We start from the raw sequence: 15,243 nt of genomic DNA on the forward strand, positions 1-15,243 counted from the left end.
GTATCGGTGCTTAGCAAACCTGCAAAGCACACCCATTTGTGCCAGCAGCCACAACAAGGTTGTTGGCACAAAGCTTTATATATAGCCCGTTGTCGTTTTGTTTTAGATAGGAACTCCTTTCATCTTACATTCTATTCTTCTGCGATTTGCCTGCGCCCGTCCCCTGATATTTGCTCTTGCTGGTGTTGAAACGATAGCGAAGGGTGAGTTTAATTGTACTAGACGAGAACTTGGAAAGGTAACTGGTGCGTAGTTTGCCCGAATAGAGAACGAAATGTTGGTCTTCTGTTCCGAAGATGTCGCTGGCATACAGCTGCAACAAAAGCTTTCCGCCAAGGCACGATTTATATAAAGAGAGGTCGGAACCAAAACTTCCCTTGCGCAAAAACATGTTTTCTGTGTTGCCCTCAGTACGCGTTCGCATGATGAACGAAACTGTAAACCACTTCGTATCGAAGGTGTTCGTTAGGTTAAATGATACCAAGGGATGGTTTATGCTGCCGCCTTGATGTGTTTGCATCTTAAACCACTGCTTGTATAACATCGTTTCGAGCGAGGGATGCCATACACCCCACGAAGGACTAAGCGATAAAGAGGCTTGCACCTTATTGTAGGTGGGCATGTTTTCTGGGCGAAGTAGGGTCGTTGTCGGGTCGCCTTTGTAGGGCTGCATGATGTAACATGCTTGGTTGGAAACGCGTGCAAACATGGCAGAAAGCGAAATCCACTTCCATGAGAGGGCATAACTAAGGTTGCGACTGATGGCGGGGAGCAGGAAGGGATTGCCCGATTCGTAGGTAAAACGATTGTCGAACTGAACGCCACTGCGCAGCTTTTGGAACGTAGGGCGATTGATGTCTGACGAGTAAGAAAGTTGCATCTGCACCGCATGCACAGGGAACGACAGGGTTAGGGATGGAAACCAATCTGCATAACGTTTGCTTTGGGCATGGACTAGCACATCCCTTTCGTAGTAGTTAAAGCCTACCCGTTCGTACCTAAGCCCCACTTGCAGGCCAACCTTGCCAAACTGTTTGCTATAATCCATAAAAATAGAAGCGATGTTTTCTTTTATTCGGTTGTTTTCATCGTCTACCACGCCTGTGGGCAGCACCGCATAAAGGTTCTTTCGCCTTGAATGCGAATACTCGCCTCCCACAGAAAAATCGCCCTTAGCCAAGGGGAAAGACAGCACCAATTTATTGGCAAAGAGCCTGCTAGCGTTGTTTTGCCTACTGTTAACCAAGCGGTGCGTTTCCGTTTGTCCCACTTCCTTATACCTTTCATCATTGTACATCGGCCTGCTTTCTTTCTTCCAATAGTAGTCCGAGTTAAAGTCTATGCTCAGTTTCCCTATCTTTCCCACGAAATAGGCATTGGTAGACACCTCGCTTTTGTTGCCATTCAAACTATAGTTGCCATCCATTTCATCATGTTTTTCCCCATTCCGGAAATTTTCTGAGTGCGAATTTCCTGCGGCAAAAAGGCTTGCATATCGGTCATAATCTACACTCGCGCCAATGGAAGTGTTGGCGTCTATGCTGTAACTACTGGCTAAACTCAGGTACATATTGGTTGTTCCATGCTCTTGGTCGATGTCAAACTGCTGCTGCCACGTATCATTTAAAAAGGTCATGAGCCGCACGCTCGTATTGTCTTGGGTGTGCGTATGCTCACCATACACATGTGCGTTAACGTCCCAACCGCCTTTTCGCCAATTTAGTTTTAGGGTTTCGAAACCGCTTGTGCGTTTCTGTTCGTTCACGCTGCCAACGGTTTTGCTGTCAAATCCAAATCCTTCGCCGGCAATTTGTTTGGTGGTGATGCGTAAAACGCTTGTAACGCTTTTGTTATAACGTGCTCCGGGGTTGGTAATCACCTCTACGCTCTTCACGTTTTCGGGGTTTAGGCGTTCCAATTCCATTTGGTTCATCATGCGTTTGCCGTTGATGTATATCTCAGGTGTACCTCTTCCAAGCACCTCCACTTTGCCATTTTGCATTGAAACGTGTGGGATGAAGTCGAGAAGTTGGTCTATTGAGGTGGTCTTTTCAAGCACAGAGCCTGCCACAATGGTTGTCATGCCCTCGCCTTTGAGTATTGTTTGTGGCAGTTGGCCGTGAATAACGGCCTCGCCTAGCTGAAAAGCTTTCTCGGTTAACTGCACGGTTAGCCGTTCTTCGCCTGCATATTGCAAGAATTTTGTTTCGTAACCAATGAGCGAAATCTTGATGATGTTTCCCTGTTGGGGCTGGTTGAGGGTGAAATTACCATTGTCGTCGCTAGTTGTTCCGCTAAGAAATGTGGAATCAGCAGACAATACCACGATGTTGGCTAAGCCTAAACCGCCATTGTTGGCGTCTGTAACCACGCCAGAAACCTGCTGTGCGCACAACCTTACGAACAGCATGGCCAATAACATAACAAGTGTGAGTCTTCTCATAAGCGCATGTTTCTGAATTTCTTGTGGCTTATTTTACCCGATTATCAGTTGACGGGGCAGACAAGTTAACGAGTTTTCAATGGCATTTGCCATTGTGTGTGACCAAACATTTGGCTTAACTGTTTAACTTCTTACTCCTGAATTTCTAATTAAGGGGTAACACTTTACACTTCGCAAAGATAAAAAACATCTTGTAAAGTTCCAAGGCTTTATCCGCTCTTTTTACTTACTGGCTTGTTGGATTTATCATGTTTTGGCGTTGTGTGCTTTTGTGTTACGCAGTTATTTCTATATAAAAACATCATAAAAAGCGAATGGTCAATCCATATTTTTGCTATATTTGCAGTTGAAACCGCAATCCAAAGGAGGTAGTTATGTGTGCAACAATCTTTTATTCTGCATTCCGCTGCAAGCTATTGCTTGTAGTGGCGATGTGTTTGGTGTGCCTTAATGCCGATGCACAAGGCAGAAAAGACACCGCATGGTGGCCCCCTTACTCCCTTTTTGTTAAGCCAAAGTTCAGGACTTCGCCAGCACATAGGCTGCGTGTTTTCCGCGATGAAGACTATGCAAAGCCCAAGTTTCCGGGTGGCGAAGAGGCTTTGGAGGCCTTTATAGATAAAGAAAAGGTATATCCTGAAGAGGTACAAGACGTTAAGGGCAGGGTGCTATTGTCTTTCTTTGTGGAGGAAGACGGCCAAATAACAGACATTAGGCTCCTTCGTTGCGTGCATCCTGCATTAGATAAAGCGGCTGTTAACGTTGTAAAAAAAATGCCGGCTTGGATTCCCGGCAAACGTAAAGGCAAGGTGGCACGCTTGAAAGTCTGCATGGGCATTCCTTTTTATGTGATTAAAAAGGGCGGAGCAGAGACAGAACGTTGAGATAAATATGTGGCGTTTTAAAGGATAGAAAACTTGCAAAGGGCTGATAGCCAACCCTTATTAAGCGATAATCGTAGTTGAAACCATAAACCAAAGGAGGTAGTTATGCGAACAATGAGCATTCATTACGTATGTCGTTGCAGGCTATGGCTTGTAATGGCAATGTGTTTGGCCTGCCTTAGTGCCAACGCACAAGGTGGGAAGGGCAAGAATAAGAAACGAAATCAGCCCGCACAAGTTAAGTCGGCAACTACTAAGGCCGAGCAACCCCAGCGTGTTATGTGTGAATTTTTTGAAATACTTCCGCAATTCCCTGGCGGTGATAAGGCACTGATGGAGTTTTTAAAGAAAGAAGTGCGACAGCCTGATGAGGCAAAGGACGTTAAGGGCAAGGTTGTTATCAGCGTAATAGTGGAAACCAGCGGCGAACTAACGCATTTTAAAGTAGCTCGCAGCGTGCATCCTGCATTAGATAAAGAGGCATTAAGGGTTGTCAAAATGATGCCCAAATGGATTCCAGGCAGCATTTATGGCAAACTTGTAGCTGTAAAATATAATTTAGTTGTTGCATTTAAAGGCGAGGAGAAGGGCGGAATAGAGGCTGAACGGAGAGATAAATAAGTGGCGTTTTTAAGCCTCGATGCCTACGCTTATTCCTCTTTCTTCTTTATCCGCACGCGTATTTTCCAGCCTGTCCACAAACACCAAAGTATGGCCATGCCCACGATAAAGATGTACACAACGGACATCGAACCCAAGAAAGTGTACATCCTGCCTGTGTGTATCTCTAATGCAACGTTGCGGAGCGACATCGGCAACGAAGACATCCATTGGGGCATGGGGGCAAAATCGGTGCCTGCCGAATAGTTAACTACATATTCGTTTGGACCGAAATCGCTGCTGAAACCTGCCACGGCGTTGGCTCCGACAGGCGGACCTTGCACGGCTATGGCCGGTTGCTCCGTGAAATAGTCGATTATCATCCCCGTACTGCGCTGCCAAATGTACAGTCCGCTGAATGAACCAAGCAGCCAATAATCGCCATCCACCGTTTTTTGCACGTTCAATCCCATCACGCTTACAGGCGGTTGAACGTCTAGTTTGTTAGGTTGTTCCGTGAGTGTGGCCAGCGAGTAGAACCCATCCGAGGTGTAAAGCAGCCAATCGTGCATGCGTTCGTCCCAACGTAGCGAGCGCAGTTTGTCGTACCACGGGTTGTTGCTGCTGGTTTTGGTTAGCAGAATGGCAGGCACTTTGACATTGGCCACAAGCAAAAGCAGGGGCGGACGAAGAAACCAACCCGTGATGCAGACAAGTAGGGTGAGTGCGATTGTTAGTCGGCCGATGCGGTCGTGCCACGAAAACAGCCATTGCCTGGCAGCGGTGTGCGCTTTCTTTCCGATGTGGGGCAACAGCCAATAAACCATTCCCGAAAGACAGAGGAAAATAAGTACCAGCGCAACCACGTCCACAACAAGCTTGCCTACAAGTCCAAACAATTCGCCACTATGCAGCCACCAAAGGGTGCGGAAGAGCGAAAAACGGGGTGCGCCGCCATCGGGTGAGGCTAGTTCTATGCGTTGAAAACTGCGGTATGGCGCGCGGGCAATGAAAACTTGCGACCGCGTTGTTACCACGAGCGTGTCTCCGCGTGTGGCAATATCCGATATTCTGTCGCCGTGCAGCAGGTCTAAGTTCACGGCTTGCCAGGTCTTTTTCCCGTCGAGCCTGAACAATCCATACTGTCCTGCGGCGAAAACTTCGCCCGTAGGCACGATGGCCATGCCGCGAATATTGCGGTTGTCCACTCCAAGGGGCATGCCTTTGTTAAAGTCCATGAACGCCTTAGCGGTGCTGTCGGTTAGCCATACGCCTGCATTGCCGTATAGCAGAACCTTGTTGCGCCATTTAATGGTGCCGCGAAACAGTCCGTTGTTCCACTTGTCATAGCTATATTCTTTGGGTAAGAGGTTGCGCCCCACGTTTACACTCGAAAAAAGTGTGGGGTGGTTAAGTACAATTCCCGATAGGCAAAACATCAATAAGAAGAAAGCCAGCACCAATCCGAAGTAACGATGGTGCTTTGTCCATTTTTTCTTTTTCACTTTTCTGTTGTTTGTACGTTACTGCACCCGTTCTTGTTATGAGCCATGTGCAAACGGCTTGGCATAAGCCATGAAAGTGGGTGAGGAGTAAAAATGAGCCCTAGCCGTTGAACCTAAGCTGTGGTCAACACCATGTGGCAAGCCTTTTTGAGTGCACAAAAATACAAAAAACGACTGATTTTGCAAAATCAAATCGGCCTAAAATGAACGGAACGCACGCACTTTAAGACGAAACGGCGTATTTAACCCTAATCGGTTGTTAGGCTGCTTGTCAATTATTTTAGGTTGTTTGCATCGCTTCCTGCCCAACAAGCAAACAACAACTGCACAGGCTCTAACGGTCGTTAGGGGAGTAATTGCATGGGTTAATCCCTCTGTAACACATTTATAAGCGAGTGAGAGAGAGGAACAGTGTTTATCACCACATCTGCGTTTGTCTTTTTTTGTGTCGCGTTATCCTAAAAACTGGGGGATGGCTAGGTGATTAGGGGTAGCCGTAATGGCTACCCCTAACTTCTTTTGGGCTAATGTTGTTGGTTTTCTTTCAGTATTCCCTATTGGTCTTAATGTCGAGCCAACCCGGTATTCCTTTCTTGACAATGTGGTAGAAGGAGTCGGTTACTTTCATTATTTTATCATATACGGGTACTTTGTCGCGGGGGTATAGGCCGACTTTCTTGTCTTTGTAGAAGTAAATGTAACCATCGGAGCGCATGATGAGGAAATCGTTGTTTATCGGGAAGATTGTCTTCCCCACGACTTTTGCGGGTGGATAGATCATAATTGTCTTATCCCTATTACCCAAAGATTCGTAATTATACTCTGGTAGCACACTTTTTTCCCTATAATATTCATAGACCATGATGCCGTACTTCCCTTTCCTGCATACTCTTAGCATTTTAGGGTACGCTTTATCTTCTGGGTCATCGCTGTTTTCATCATAGCTAAATGATTTTCTCCCATCGAGGAATGTCACAGCATCTGACGGCAGGAGGTCGGAAAGCCAATAACGTTCGTCTATGTCAGGGTCGCCAGGGTCGCGGGTGTAAATTTGCACTAGATGCTTGCCTTTGTTTTTGAGAATGTTGTGTGTCCAGTCAATCACTGTTCCACACTTTATTCGTCCCCACCTCCTGATGGGTTTTTTAATCTTTTGGCCCATCTCATCATAGTAGAATGCTCCTTTCTCGTTCAATATTTCAATACATCCAACCATGCACGTTTCAATCTCTCTTGCTACTTTTGCTTTTCCAACGTTTAGCTTGTTGAGGTAAAGGTTGAAAACGTCGATGTGGTTACCTCGCTTTGCAATGATAAAGCGATAACTGCCACTAATCCAGTCGTATTCTTCTTTCAATACGTTCTCTCCCAGTTGATTAATCAGTCGGCACTTCCCTGTTTCGGTTTTTTCAACGTCGTAGAAACTATATCTATTGAAGTATTGAAATTCGTAAGGCTTGGCTCCGTCGTACTTTTCCCCAGCCATTGTCAGCTTCGCGGAATAAAGGGGGTTGTAAAACGAACACATTAGTCCACCCTTTGGACTGGGGAGTATCACGTATCTAATGCCTTCCTTGTAGAGTATGAATATCTTTTTGCCTCCTTTGATTTCCAAAATAAGTGGAACGAAGTAGCTTGAACGAGTGGAGCGCCAAATAACGGCAGAGTCGGGAAGGTTGATTGAAAGGGTGCGTTTGTAATCATCATGCTCTCCATCACCATAGACAAGATCCTGTATGGTGGCAAAATCTTGCCTTAAAAACTTCAATACACGGGTGGGGCTGTTGGTTTGAGTTTTTTGTTTCTCACAGTCGCCAATGCTGAAGGTCTTGTTGATGTATTCGTCCAAAGGCATTGCATGTAGTTCTTGGGCATCTACCAGTCTTTGCTGTGGCTTGTCGATGTCTTCTCTGCTCAATGTGTCTTTGTGTGGATTTATGTTCCATCTTATCAGCATGATGTTGGGAGATTTGTCATGTCTTGTCTTCTCTTCTACTTGTAGGCTTTGCCTTGTATATTGGTTTGGCCCAATCTTGGTGTACACTTTGAGGTCATTGCTACTGTCGTCAAAACTAACGGCATCAACATCGGGCAACGAGATGGTTTGTTGCGCATGCAGGCTTGTTGCATGATAACAACAGAGAATAACGAGGGCTAATATCTTTTTCATAGGCGCTTATTTATTTGTGTTGTGAGCAAGGATAATCATTTCAATGGTAAAATGCTAATTATTTAACAAAAGAATAAAGGATATAAGCGTGTGAGTAGTGTTTGTACTGGGCGGAATGTGAACATCTACAACAAAAGAACTTGCCTTGTTCTCTTGCGTATATTCATTTTGTGCGTGCAGGGAGAGTGGCGATTGGCGAAATTTATTGCAACTTGATGGTGTATGATTTACATGAACAAGGCATTTTTGTGATATGGTATAAAGCGCATTAGGCATGCCGTAATGGCCACTCTCTAATCTCTTCTGGGCTATTGTTGCTGGTTTACTCCCAATATTCCTCATCGGTCTTAATGTCGAGCCAACCCGAGATTCCGTTCTTAACAATGTGGTAGAAGGAGCCAGTTACTTTCTTTATTTCATCATATATAGGTGCTTTGTCGCGGGGAAAGAGGCCTACTTTCTTGTTCTTATAGAAATAAATCAGACCATCGGAGCGCATGATGATTGAGTCGTTGTTTATCGGGAAGACTGTCTTTCCCACGATTTTTACGGGCGGGTAGACCTTTATTTTCTGCTGATAATCATCTATACGCTTGGTAACTAACTTCGGTTTAACCCCCTTTTTCTGCTTATATTCATAGGCTATGATGCCGAATTTCCCTTTTCTGCCTACTCTTATCCATTCAGGTTGTACGTCGATATCGCCGCAAAGCGAGCTGTTTTCACTTTGGAAGAATGATTTTTCCCCGTCAAGGAAGGTCACGGCGTCTGATGGTAGTAGGTCGGAAAGCCAATAGCATTCGTCTTCTGTGGGAGAACCAGGCTCGTCGGTATAGATTTGCATTTGGTAGTTTCCCTGCTTTTTAAGAATGTTGTGTTGCCAGTTAGACACCATTTTGCATATACTAATGCTGCCCATGATGGGGTGTTTTAGCCTGTTTCCCATTTCATCATAGTAGTAAGCTCCTTCCTCGTTCAACACTTCAATGCAGCCAGCCGCACAAGCATCAACCTTTTTTACCGCTTTTGCCTTTCCAATGTTTAGCTTTTTGTTGTAAAGGTTGAAAACATCGATGTCGTTTCCTCGCTTTGCAATGGTAAAGCAGTAGTGGTTGATAATCGAGTCATATTCTTCTTTCAGCACATCCTGTCCGAATGAGTTAAACAGTCTGTATTTCCCTGTCTCGGTCTTTTGAACGCTGTAAAAGGTTTTTTTATTGAAATACCGCAGGTTGTAAGACTTGACATCGTTACATTCTTTTGCAGCTATTGTCGGCTCTCCAGGATTAAGGTTCTTATCAAATTCAAACATTTGCCACCCTCCTGAACTGGGAAGCATCATATATTCAACGCCTCTGTTGTAGAGTAAGAATACCTTTTTGCCTTCTTTGAGTTTCAAAATCACGGGTACGAAAGACTCCGAACGAGTGGAACGCGGGGTAACAACAGAGTGGGGGATGTGGCTTGATAAGGGGCAGTCGTTATTCGCGCCCCTTCCATTTCTACAAGCAAGTGGCAGTATAATGGCAAGATCTTGCCTTAAAAACGTCAACACATAAGTGGAGTTGTCTGTTTCACTTGTCCTTGCCTCGCTGTCGTTCATGGTGAAGGACATGCCTAAGTATGAGTCCCAATCTATTGCATGTAAGTCTTTTGCCTCGATAAACTTTTTCGGCAGCTTATCGATGTCTTCTCTGCTCACTGTGTCTTTGTGTGGATTTATCTTGGGTTCTATCAGCGTTATGTCGGCAGATTTGTCCTGTCTTGTCTGCTCTCCTATTTGTAGGCTTTGCCTTGTGTATTGGTTCGGCCCAATCTTGGTGTACACATCGAAGTTGTTTCCATGGCAATCAAAACTGATGGCATCTGCGTTGGGCAACGAGATAGTTTGTTGCGCATACAGGCTTGTTGCATGATAGCTGCAGAGAATAACGAGGGCGAATAGCTTTTTCATAGGCTCTTATTCTATTTGTGTTGTGAGCAAAGATAAGAATTTCAATGGTGAAATGCTAATTGTTTAACAGAAAAATAAAGAGTACGAATGTGGAAATACTATTTGTAAAGGGTGCGACATGAATCTATGTAACGGAATTTCTTGCCTTGTTCTAAATTCGGAAACCGACCTTATTTAAATGGTAATCTCAATGAGATTGTCTTCAAATCCCACAATACAACTTTCATAATAGCCGTCGCCTGTGGTTCGCGGACCATCAAGCACCTCAAACCCATTGTCTTTTAGTTGGGCTGTAAGCGCGTCTACCCGCTCTTTACTGCCAACGCTGAACGACAGATGAGCGAACCCCGTCCTGTTAGGTTCTTTCTCTCTGTCTGCCATTTCTGGCTTAGTCATTAACTCCAAGCGCGTGTTGTCGTCGAATGAAAGGAAGAAAGAGCGGAAACCCGTGCGCTGGTTGTGGTAGCCTTCGTTGCTCTTTGCCCCGAAGTAAGTTACGAAAAAGTTACGTGCGCCTTCAAGGTCGCAAACGTAAATGGCTATGTGGTCTATCTTCATTTGTTGGGATGTTTGTCAGTTAGGCGTTTATTAATTGCGAGGAGTAATGGCCGTTAGTCTGGCTTGGCACACGCTGTTGACTATCAAAGGCGTGATGTTTTGGGATGCTCTTTCGCTGTTGGCTAGAACAGCATGCAGGCATTGCCTATGTGTTGCGGCCCAAGTGATAGGGGGTGATGTGGGTTTCGCCCCGCCTTAGGCAGCTTTTGTCGCTACGAGGGCAGGGCGAATGGACATTATTTCATCTTTGTTTCCATGAACTCTCTCAGTATGTCGCAGTGTATAATGTAGGCGGCCTCCGTTTTCGAACTCTTCACATACTTGGCCAACTTGGTGTAATTGGTGTTGATGTCTGTTTCGTTTTCTAGGTCTTCAAACCAAGAACCGGGTCCTAGCAGTCGCGGTAAAGTGGCGATGGCGTATGAAACGTATGCCATAGCAAAGAGCGATGGCAGCTTTAACTCTACTTTTCGGCTGTTAGCTCCTTGTTTAAGGAGGGTAAGAGCCTGTTCGGGGAAGTTCATTTCGTAATTTTCCGGCTCGTCGTAACGGCTGTAACTGTCGCGTGTTAGATACCAGCAGTCGCCATGTATGGATGCTTGGAAGTAGTGCGAGGCCAGCCTATAAGCTATTTCGGCCTGCACCTCCTTGTCGCGGGCGAGGCGATATTGGCTTTGAAGTTGCAGCATGTCGCGGCAGAATTTCAGTCTGGGATGCACCGTAAGCTTTTTGTTCTTCTCGCTTTCCGAGGGCTCGGACCTACGTGTAAACCATCGGTCGAGGGTATAATCTGTGCCAGCGACGTACTCGGCATAGTAGCACGTGTTGACATAATCGAGGCTAACCTTCTCCAAATACGGAATGGCCTCTGCAAAATTGCCTTCTCGCAAGTAGGCTTTACCGATATAGCTGTTGAAGAAGTCGGCATTTTTGGATGCCTTTTCGAGTGCAAAACGTTGCAGCGGGTCGGCAGGCGACGAGTTTAAATATTGGTAATAAGCCAGTATTTCCTTGGAAGTGAGCGTGTCTAGTCCCACCTTGTACTCCCGCGAACTAGGGAAGTCGGCATGTCCTTCTGGCTCGCTTTGCAGGTCAATGCCCATTACGGCGTCCATCATGCCCAGTAGTGCGAGGGTTTGATTGTTGTCGTTCGCCTCTTGGTAGCGCGGTATAAGGTGGTTGTACACCACGTTTTCTAGTGCCGTGGCGTGGTAATAGTCGTATCTGGAAACGTCGTTGGATGGTTTTCGTTCGGCAGCTCGGCCAAGCAGCCATTTTATTTCGCCCACAACATAGGCCGAATAGGCCTCGTCCAAAGGTTCGGTGCGTGTCGAAGCTAGTAGGGCGATGCACCGCGCACAGTCTTTCGCACGTTTCGTACCACTAAGTTGTTGCGCCTCCTTGGCATACTTTTGTGCCGCTTTGTAGTTGGTTAATTCGAACAGCACCATAGCCTGTGCTGCCTTCCACATGGCTTTGTTGCGTACGCTTTCGTTGTGCAACACGTCTGTTTGTACGAAGTTGATGAACTTTTCTGCCTCTGCCTTCGTGTCGGGTTCTATTGGGTCGGCCTTAAACGAGTTTTCGTAATTGCAGTCCCATCCATATCCGCCGTTTACGTAATATTGAAGTAGGTAGGCTAGGGTGGGCGAGTTGGGGTCTTCTTTGTATATGCGCTTTATGCCAGCAGGGTTTCGATAGTTGCGCATGGCCCATTCCAAGCTTTCCCAGTCGCCTTGATTTATATAGATGTCGCATGCCTTTCGCCATTGTCCTAAGTTAAGTATGGCGTTGGCGTAAAGGCTGTGCATCATGTCTTTGAACACGCTTTCGGGAAATTTAGATGCCGTGAGTACCCAGAAGTCTTGGTTGGCGCGATAGTCTTTTAGCACAAGGTTGGTGCGCATATATAATAAGGAGAACTGCGCCTTTAAACGTTGGCCACCATAGGCTTTGGCCGTTCGTTGCATGGCAAGCAGCGTTTTGCGACGTTGGGCCAGCTGTTCTGCCGTGGGATAGGTCCAACTGTCTTTCAGTTCTTCGCAAATCTTGTTGTATTTTAGTGTTTGGCGGAGATAGAGCAGCATCTCTTCGTCGTGCTTTTTCTTGGCGGCAGCAAACAGACGGGCGCAGCTGTTCTCGAAGTAATAGTACCAAGCGTAGCCGTATCCTTCGCTCCAATCTTTGCTAAGGGGTGTTCGGTCGCCTGTGTATCCGGCCCAGAAACGTGCCAATTTTTCACCGCTCACAAAGTCGTAGTCGTGATAATAGACGTCGAAGAAGTTTCCTTCGTGGTACTCTAGTGCGTCGGCGCATGCCCATGTCTTGCTGGTAAACAACGATATGCAGGCAAGTAGGCTAAGGGTTATAAATCTTTTCATAATCGTTTGATGAATATTTTGTTAGATTGCGGTTGTTAATGTCGTAAAGAATAATCTCGTTGTGCACGTCGGGACGATGTTTGTTTATCAGTTGTTGCACGCTTTGCAGGTCGTCAAGGGTGGTTTCGCGCACGGCGATCGAGTCGGTCGGCAGCACGGGATATTCGTCTTTGGTATGTATTATCCCTACGAATTTGCCGCTACGAAACAGCGCCCGAACCCTAAACAGCGGGTAAGCGGCATTGAGCGGGAGCGAATACGAACGCAAACCGCCGATATATTGGCGAACAACTTCGGGGTCGAGAATGGGCTTTTGGTTGGAAAGTTGCCGAAAATCGCCTGTGTTATAGAGCATCAATGTGCCTTTATCTACGGGCGGAGCCTGCATGCCGAGCTGATGGAGCCGAATGGTGACCGAGAGTTTAAGGCCTGCCTTGGCTAGCAGTTGGTGCAGCTGACGAAGGAACTGAAAGTAAACTTCTTGTGTTTGTTTGCTCCAATCGCAGTCTATCTGTATTTCTTTCACGTTCTTAACGCCGTGGGTTTCGTTCATTTGGCGTATGCGTTGCCACAGTTGTTCGGCAAACTGGGGCGGCTGGCGCATACATTCGTTGGTGATGAACACGGTGGGTATCACCTCGATGTCTTGTGGAACGGAGTCGTTGAAGGTGATGGTGGCATTGGGTAGTGGCTCTTGGTTGGGCTTTTTCACCACATCGAAGTAGCGAATGTATAGCCTTTGCACATTGTGCGCCTTGTAAAATTGGCGTTTCAGACTGTCGTTTACAAAGGTGGTACTCCAATAATAAAGGGAACGGACGGGCGGCTTTTGCCGCGTGCCAGAGCATGCTCCAAGGAACAAGGCTAAGGCAACGAGCAACGCAAAGGCGATGTTCGGGCCGTGTTTTTGGGGCGGCGCGGTAATCTTAGTCATAGGATTAGCGGTGGTTTAAGGGCTTAATTGCTTTCTAACCGTTCTAGTCGTAGCGTTTGGTCTGAATAGTCAACCACGGCTAGTCGGTGGGTAATGAAGATGATTGTCTTATCTCTCGATGCCAATATGTTGCTTAACAGCTGGCGTTCGGTTTCTGGGTCGAGTGCGCTTGTGGCCTCATCGAAGAGCATGATGCTGCGGTCGCGCAGCAATGCTCGTGCAATGCCGATGCGTTGGGCTTGGCCTTCGCTCAACCCACCGCCCGATTCGCTGCACACCGTATCAAGTCCGTGCGGCAGTTCCATCACGAAGTCGGCGCAGCTTTTGTGTAGGGCAGCAATCATTTCTTCGTCTGTTGCGGCGATGTTTCCTAGTTTAAGGTTCTCTCGAATGGTGCCGCTCATGAGGGTATTGCCTTGTGGAACGTAAACAAAGTTGCAGCGCATCAGTGGCGTAAGCTCTCTCGAAGTGCTGCTGTTGTAGATGTTCACGCTGCCTTTGGTGGGCGACACCAATGCCAGGAGCATGCGGATGAGTGTGGTTTTGCCTGCGCCCGTTTCGCCAAGCACGGCAGTACAGCTGCCTGGCTTGAAGTCGAAACTGAGGTCTTTCACGATGTTGCGCTCTTTGTCGCTGTAAGCGAAGGTCACATTATCTAGTTTCAGACCGCAGGGCGCATCGATGTATTCGGGCTCGCCCTGCTGTTCCAATGGGTTTTCTTCAAGTTCCATCAGTCGTTCGGCGGCTGTGAACACTGCTACAAAGGCGGGAGCGAGTTTTGTTAAGTTGCGTGCGGGGTTTTGTATGCGGTTTACAAGTTGCAAAAATGCGGTCATTCCGCCAAACGTCAAGGTGCGATCGGCCAACCGAATGGCGGCCCAAAGGAAGGCCACGAGGTAGCCTAAGGCGAAACCAAAGTTAAGGACAACGCTCGAAAATACGGAGAAAAGCGTTCGGCGCACCACGTGTTGGCGCAGTTCGCTTTGGGTTTCGCCCAGCTTGTTTACCATCATGTTGTCGCTTTCAAGTGTCTTAATGAGCATGCGGTTTTGGATGGTTTCTTGCAAAACGCTTTGCACTTTACTGTCAGAGTCGCGCACCTTGCGTGTTAGTTGGCGCATCTGCCCCACGTAAGTGCGGCTGGCCAGTAAGAAAATGGGCAGTATGCCCACGATAACCAAGGCCAGGATGTGGTCCATGGCAAAGAGGTAGCAGAATGCTCCCACAAACATGGCGAAGACGGAAAGCGACGACGGGATTGTTTCTGTGAGGAAAGTAACCACTTGGTTCACGTCTTGTTCAAGCCTATTAAGCACGTCGCCCGAGTGAAAAGCCTCTTTGCCGTGCCATTGCGATTTGAGCAGTCGGTCGAGCATGCGCTGTTGCATGCGGTTTTGGGCCTTTATTCCCAAGAGGTTTCTCACCCATGTGCTGGCTATGCTGAGCGAAAAGTCGGCCAGGATAAACAGTCCCATCACGCCCACAGCCCAGTAAATGGACCCGGGAACAGAACCCGAGGCCACGTCGATGGCGCGCTTTACGGCCCACACCTGAGCCAAACTCACCACCACTTGCATCACGCCGATAGAGGCATTGAGCATTGCTTGCAGCCTGTTGCCGTTCCAAGCCAACCACAACCAGCGAAGAATGGTTTTGGTGGAATATTTGTTGTCGGGTATCCTAAGTAGTGATTTAATTTGCATGTTTCAACATTTGGGTGTGTTATGCCTTGCTGTACGGGCCGTGGGTGGCCTCCAAACTTTTGCTTCATGTGGGTTTGCAGGCAAGCTGCTGTTCCTTTTGCGGTGCTTGTT

The 15,243-nt window shown here is 47.1% G+C and carries 10 protein-coding genes; 2 read left to right on the forward strand and 8 right to left on the reverse strand.

Annotated elements, in window-relative coordinates:
* Nucleotides 1–124: 124 nt before the first annotated feature.
* On the reverse strand, nt 125–2,443 hold the full coding sequence (locus tag HMPREF0670_RS11950; protein WP_157579637.1) for an outer membrane beta-barrel family protein: 2,319 nt from the start codon (nt 2,441–2,443) through the stop codon (nt 125–127).
* Between the two features lie 374 nt (nt 2,444–2,817).
* Between HMPREF0670_RS11950 and HMPREF0670_RS11955 the strand changes: the two genes are divergently transcribed.
* Together HMPREF0670_RS11955 and HMPREF0670_RS11960 are read left to right on the forward strand one after the other, a co-directional pair.
* The gene (locus HMPREF0670_RS11955; protein ID WP_009231415.1) at nt 2,818–3,327 is read left to right on the forward strand and encodes an energy transducer TonB; all 510 of its coding nucleotides are present in this window, start codon (nt 2,818–2,820) and stop codon (nt 3,325–3,327) included.
* 279 nt (nt 3,328–3,606) lie between these two features.
* Nucleotides 3,607–3,948 carry an energy transducer TonB gene (locus HMPREF0670_RS11960; RefSeq protein ID WP_198009305.1) on the forward strand — a complete coding sequence of 114 codons (342 nt, stop codon included), beginning with the start codon at nt 3,607–3,609 and terminating at the stop codon, nt 3,946–3,948.
* Nucleotides 3,949–3,977: 29 nt separating this feature from the next.
* Here HMPREF0670_RS11960 and HMPREF0670_RS11965 read toward each other — a convergent pair whose 3' ends face one another.
* The 7 genes from HMPREF0670_RS11965 to HMPREF0670_RS11995 form a co-directional block, all read right to left on the reverse strand.
* Nucleotides 3,978–5,432, reverse strand: a complete 1,455-nt coding sequence (locus HMPREF0670_RS11965; RefSeq protein WP_009231417.1) for a PepSY domain-containing protein — start codon at nt 5,430–5,432, stop codon at nt 3,978–3,980.
* 544 nt (nt 5,433–5,976) lie between these two features.
* On the reverse strand, nt 5,977–7,602 hold the full coding sequence (locus tag HMPREF0670_RS11970; RefSeq protein ID WP_009231418.1) for a hypothetical protein: 1,626 nt from the start codon (nt 7,600–7,602) through the stop codon (nt 5,977–5,979).
* Between the two features lie 322 nt (nt 7,603–7,924).
* The gene (locus tag HMPREF0670_RS11975; RefSeq protein ID WP_009231419.1) at nt 7,925–9,556 is read right to left on the reverse strand and encodes a hypothetical protein; all 1,632 of its coding nucleotides are present in this window, start codon (nt 9,554–9,556) and stop codon (nt 7,925–7,927) included.
* A 174-nt stretch (nt 9,557–9,730) separates the two neighbouring features.
* Entirely contained in the window at nt 9,731–10,114 is a 384-nt protein-coding gene (locus tag HMPREF0670_RS11980; protein WP_009231420.1) for a VOC family protein, read from the reverse strand.
* 236 nt (nt 10,115–10,350) lie between these two features.
* Nucleotides 10,351–12,495 carry a hypothetical protein gene (locus HMPREF0670_RS11985; protein WP_009231421.1) on the reverse strand — a complete coding sequence of 715 codons (2,145 nt, stop codon included), beginning with the start codon at nt 12,493–12,495 and terminating at the stop codon, nt 10,351–10,353.
* Nucleotides 12,473–13,429 (reverse strand): hypothetical protein, encoded by a 957-nt coding sequence (locus HMPREF0670_RS11990; RefSeq protein WP_009231422.1) that lies wholly within the window; start codon nt 13,427–13,429, stop codon nt 12,473–12,475. Before HMPREF0670_RS11990 ends, HMPREF0670_RS11985 begins: the two co-directional genes overlap by 23 nt.
* A 23-nt stretch (nt 13,430–13,452) precedes the next feature.
* On the reverse strand, nt 13,453–15,132 hold the full coding sequence (locus tag HMPREF0670_RS11995) for an ABC transporter ATP-binding protein (protein ID WP_044078241.1): 1,680 nt from the start codon (nt 15,130–15,132) through the stop codon (nt 13,453–13,455).
* Nucleotides 15,133–15,243 lie beyond the last annotated feature (111 nt).

The organism is Prevotella sp. oral taxon 317 str. F0108 (genome assembly GCF_000162415.1).
Classification (GTDB): Bacteria; Bacteroidota; Bacteroidia; order Bacteroidales; family Bacteroidaceae; genus Prevotella; species Prevotella conceptionensis.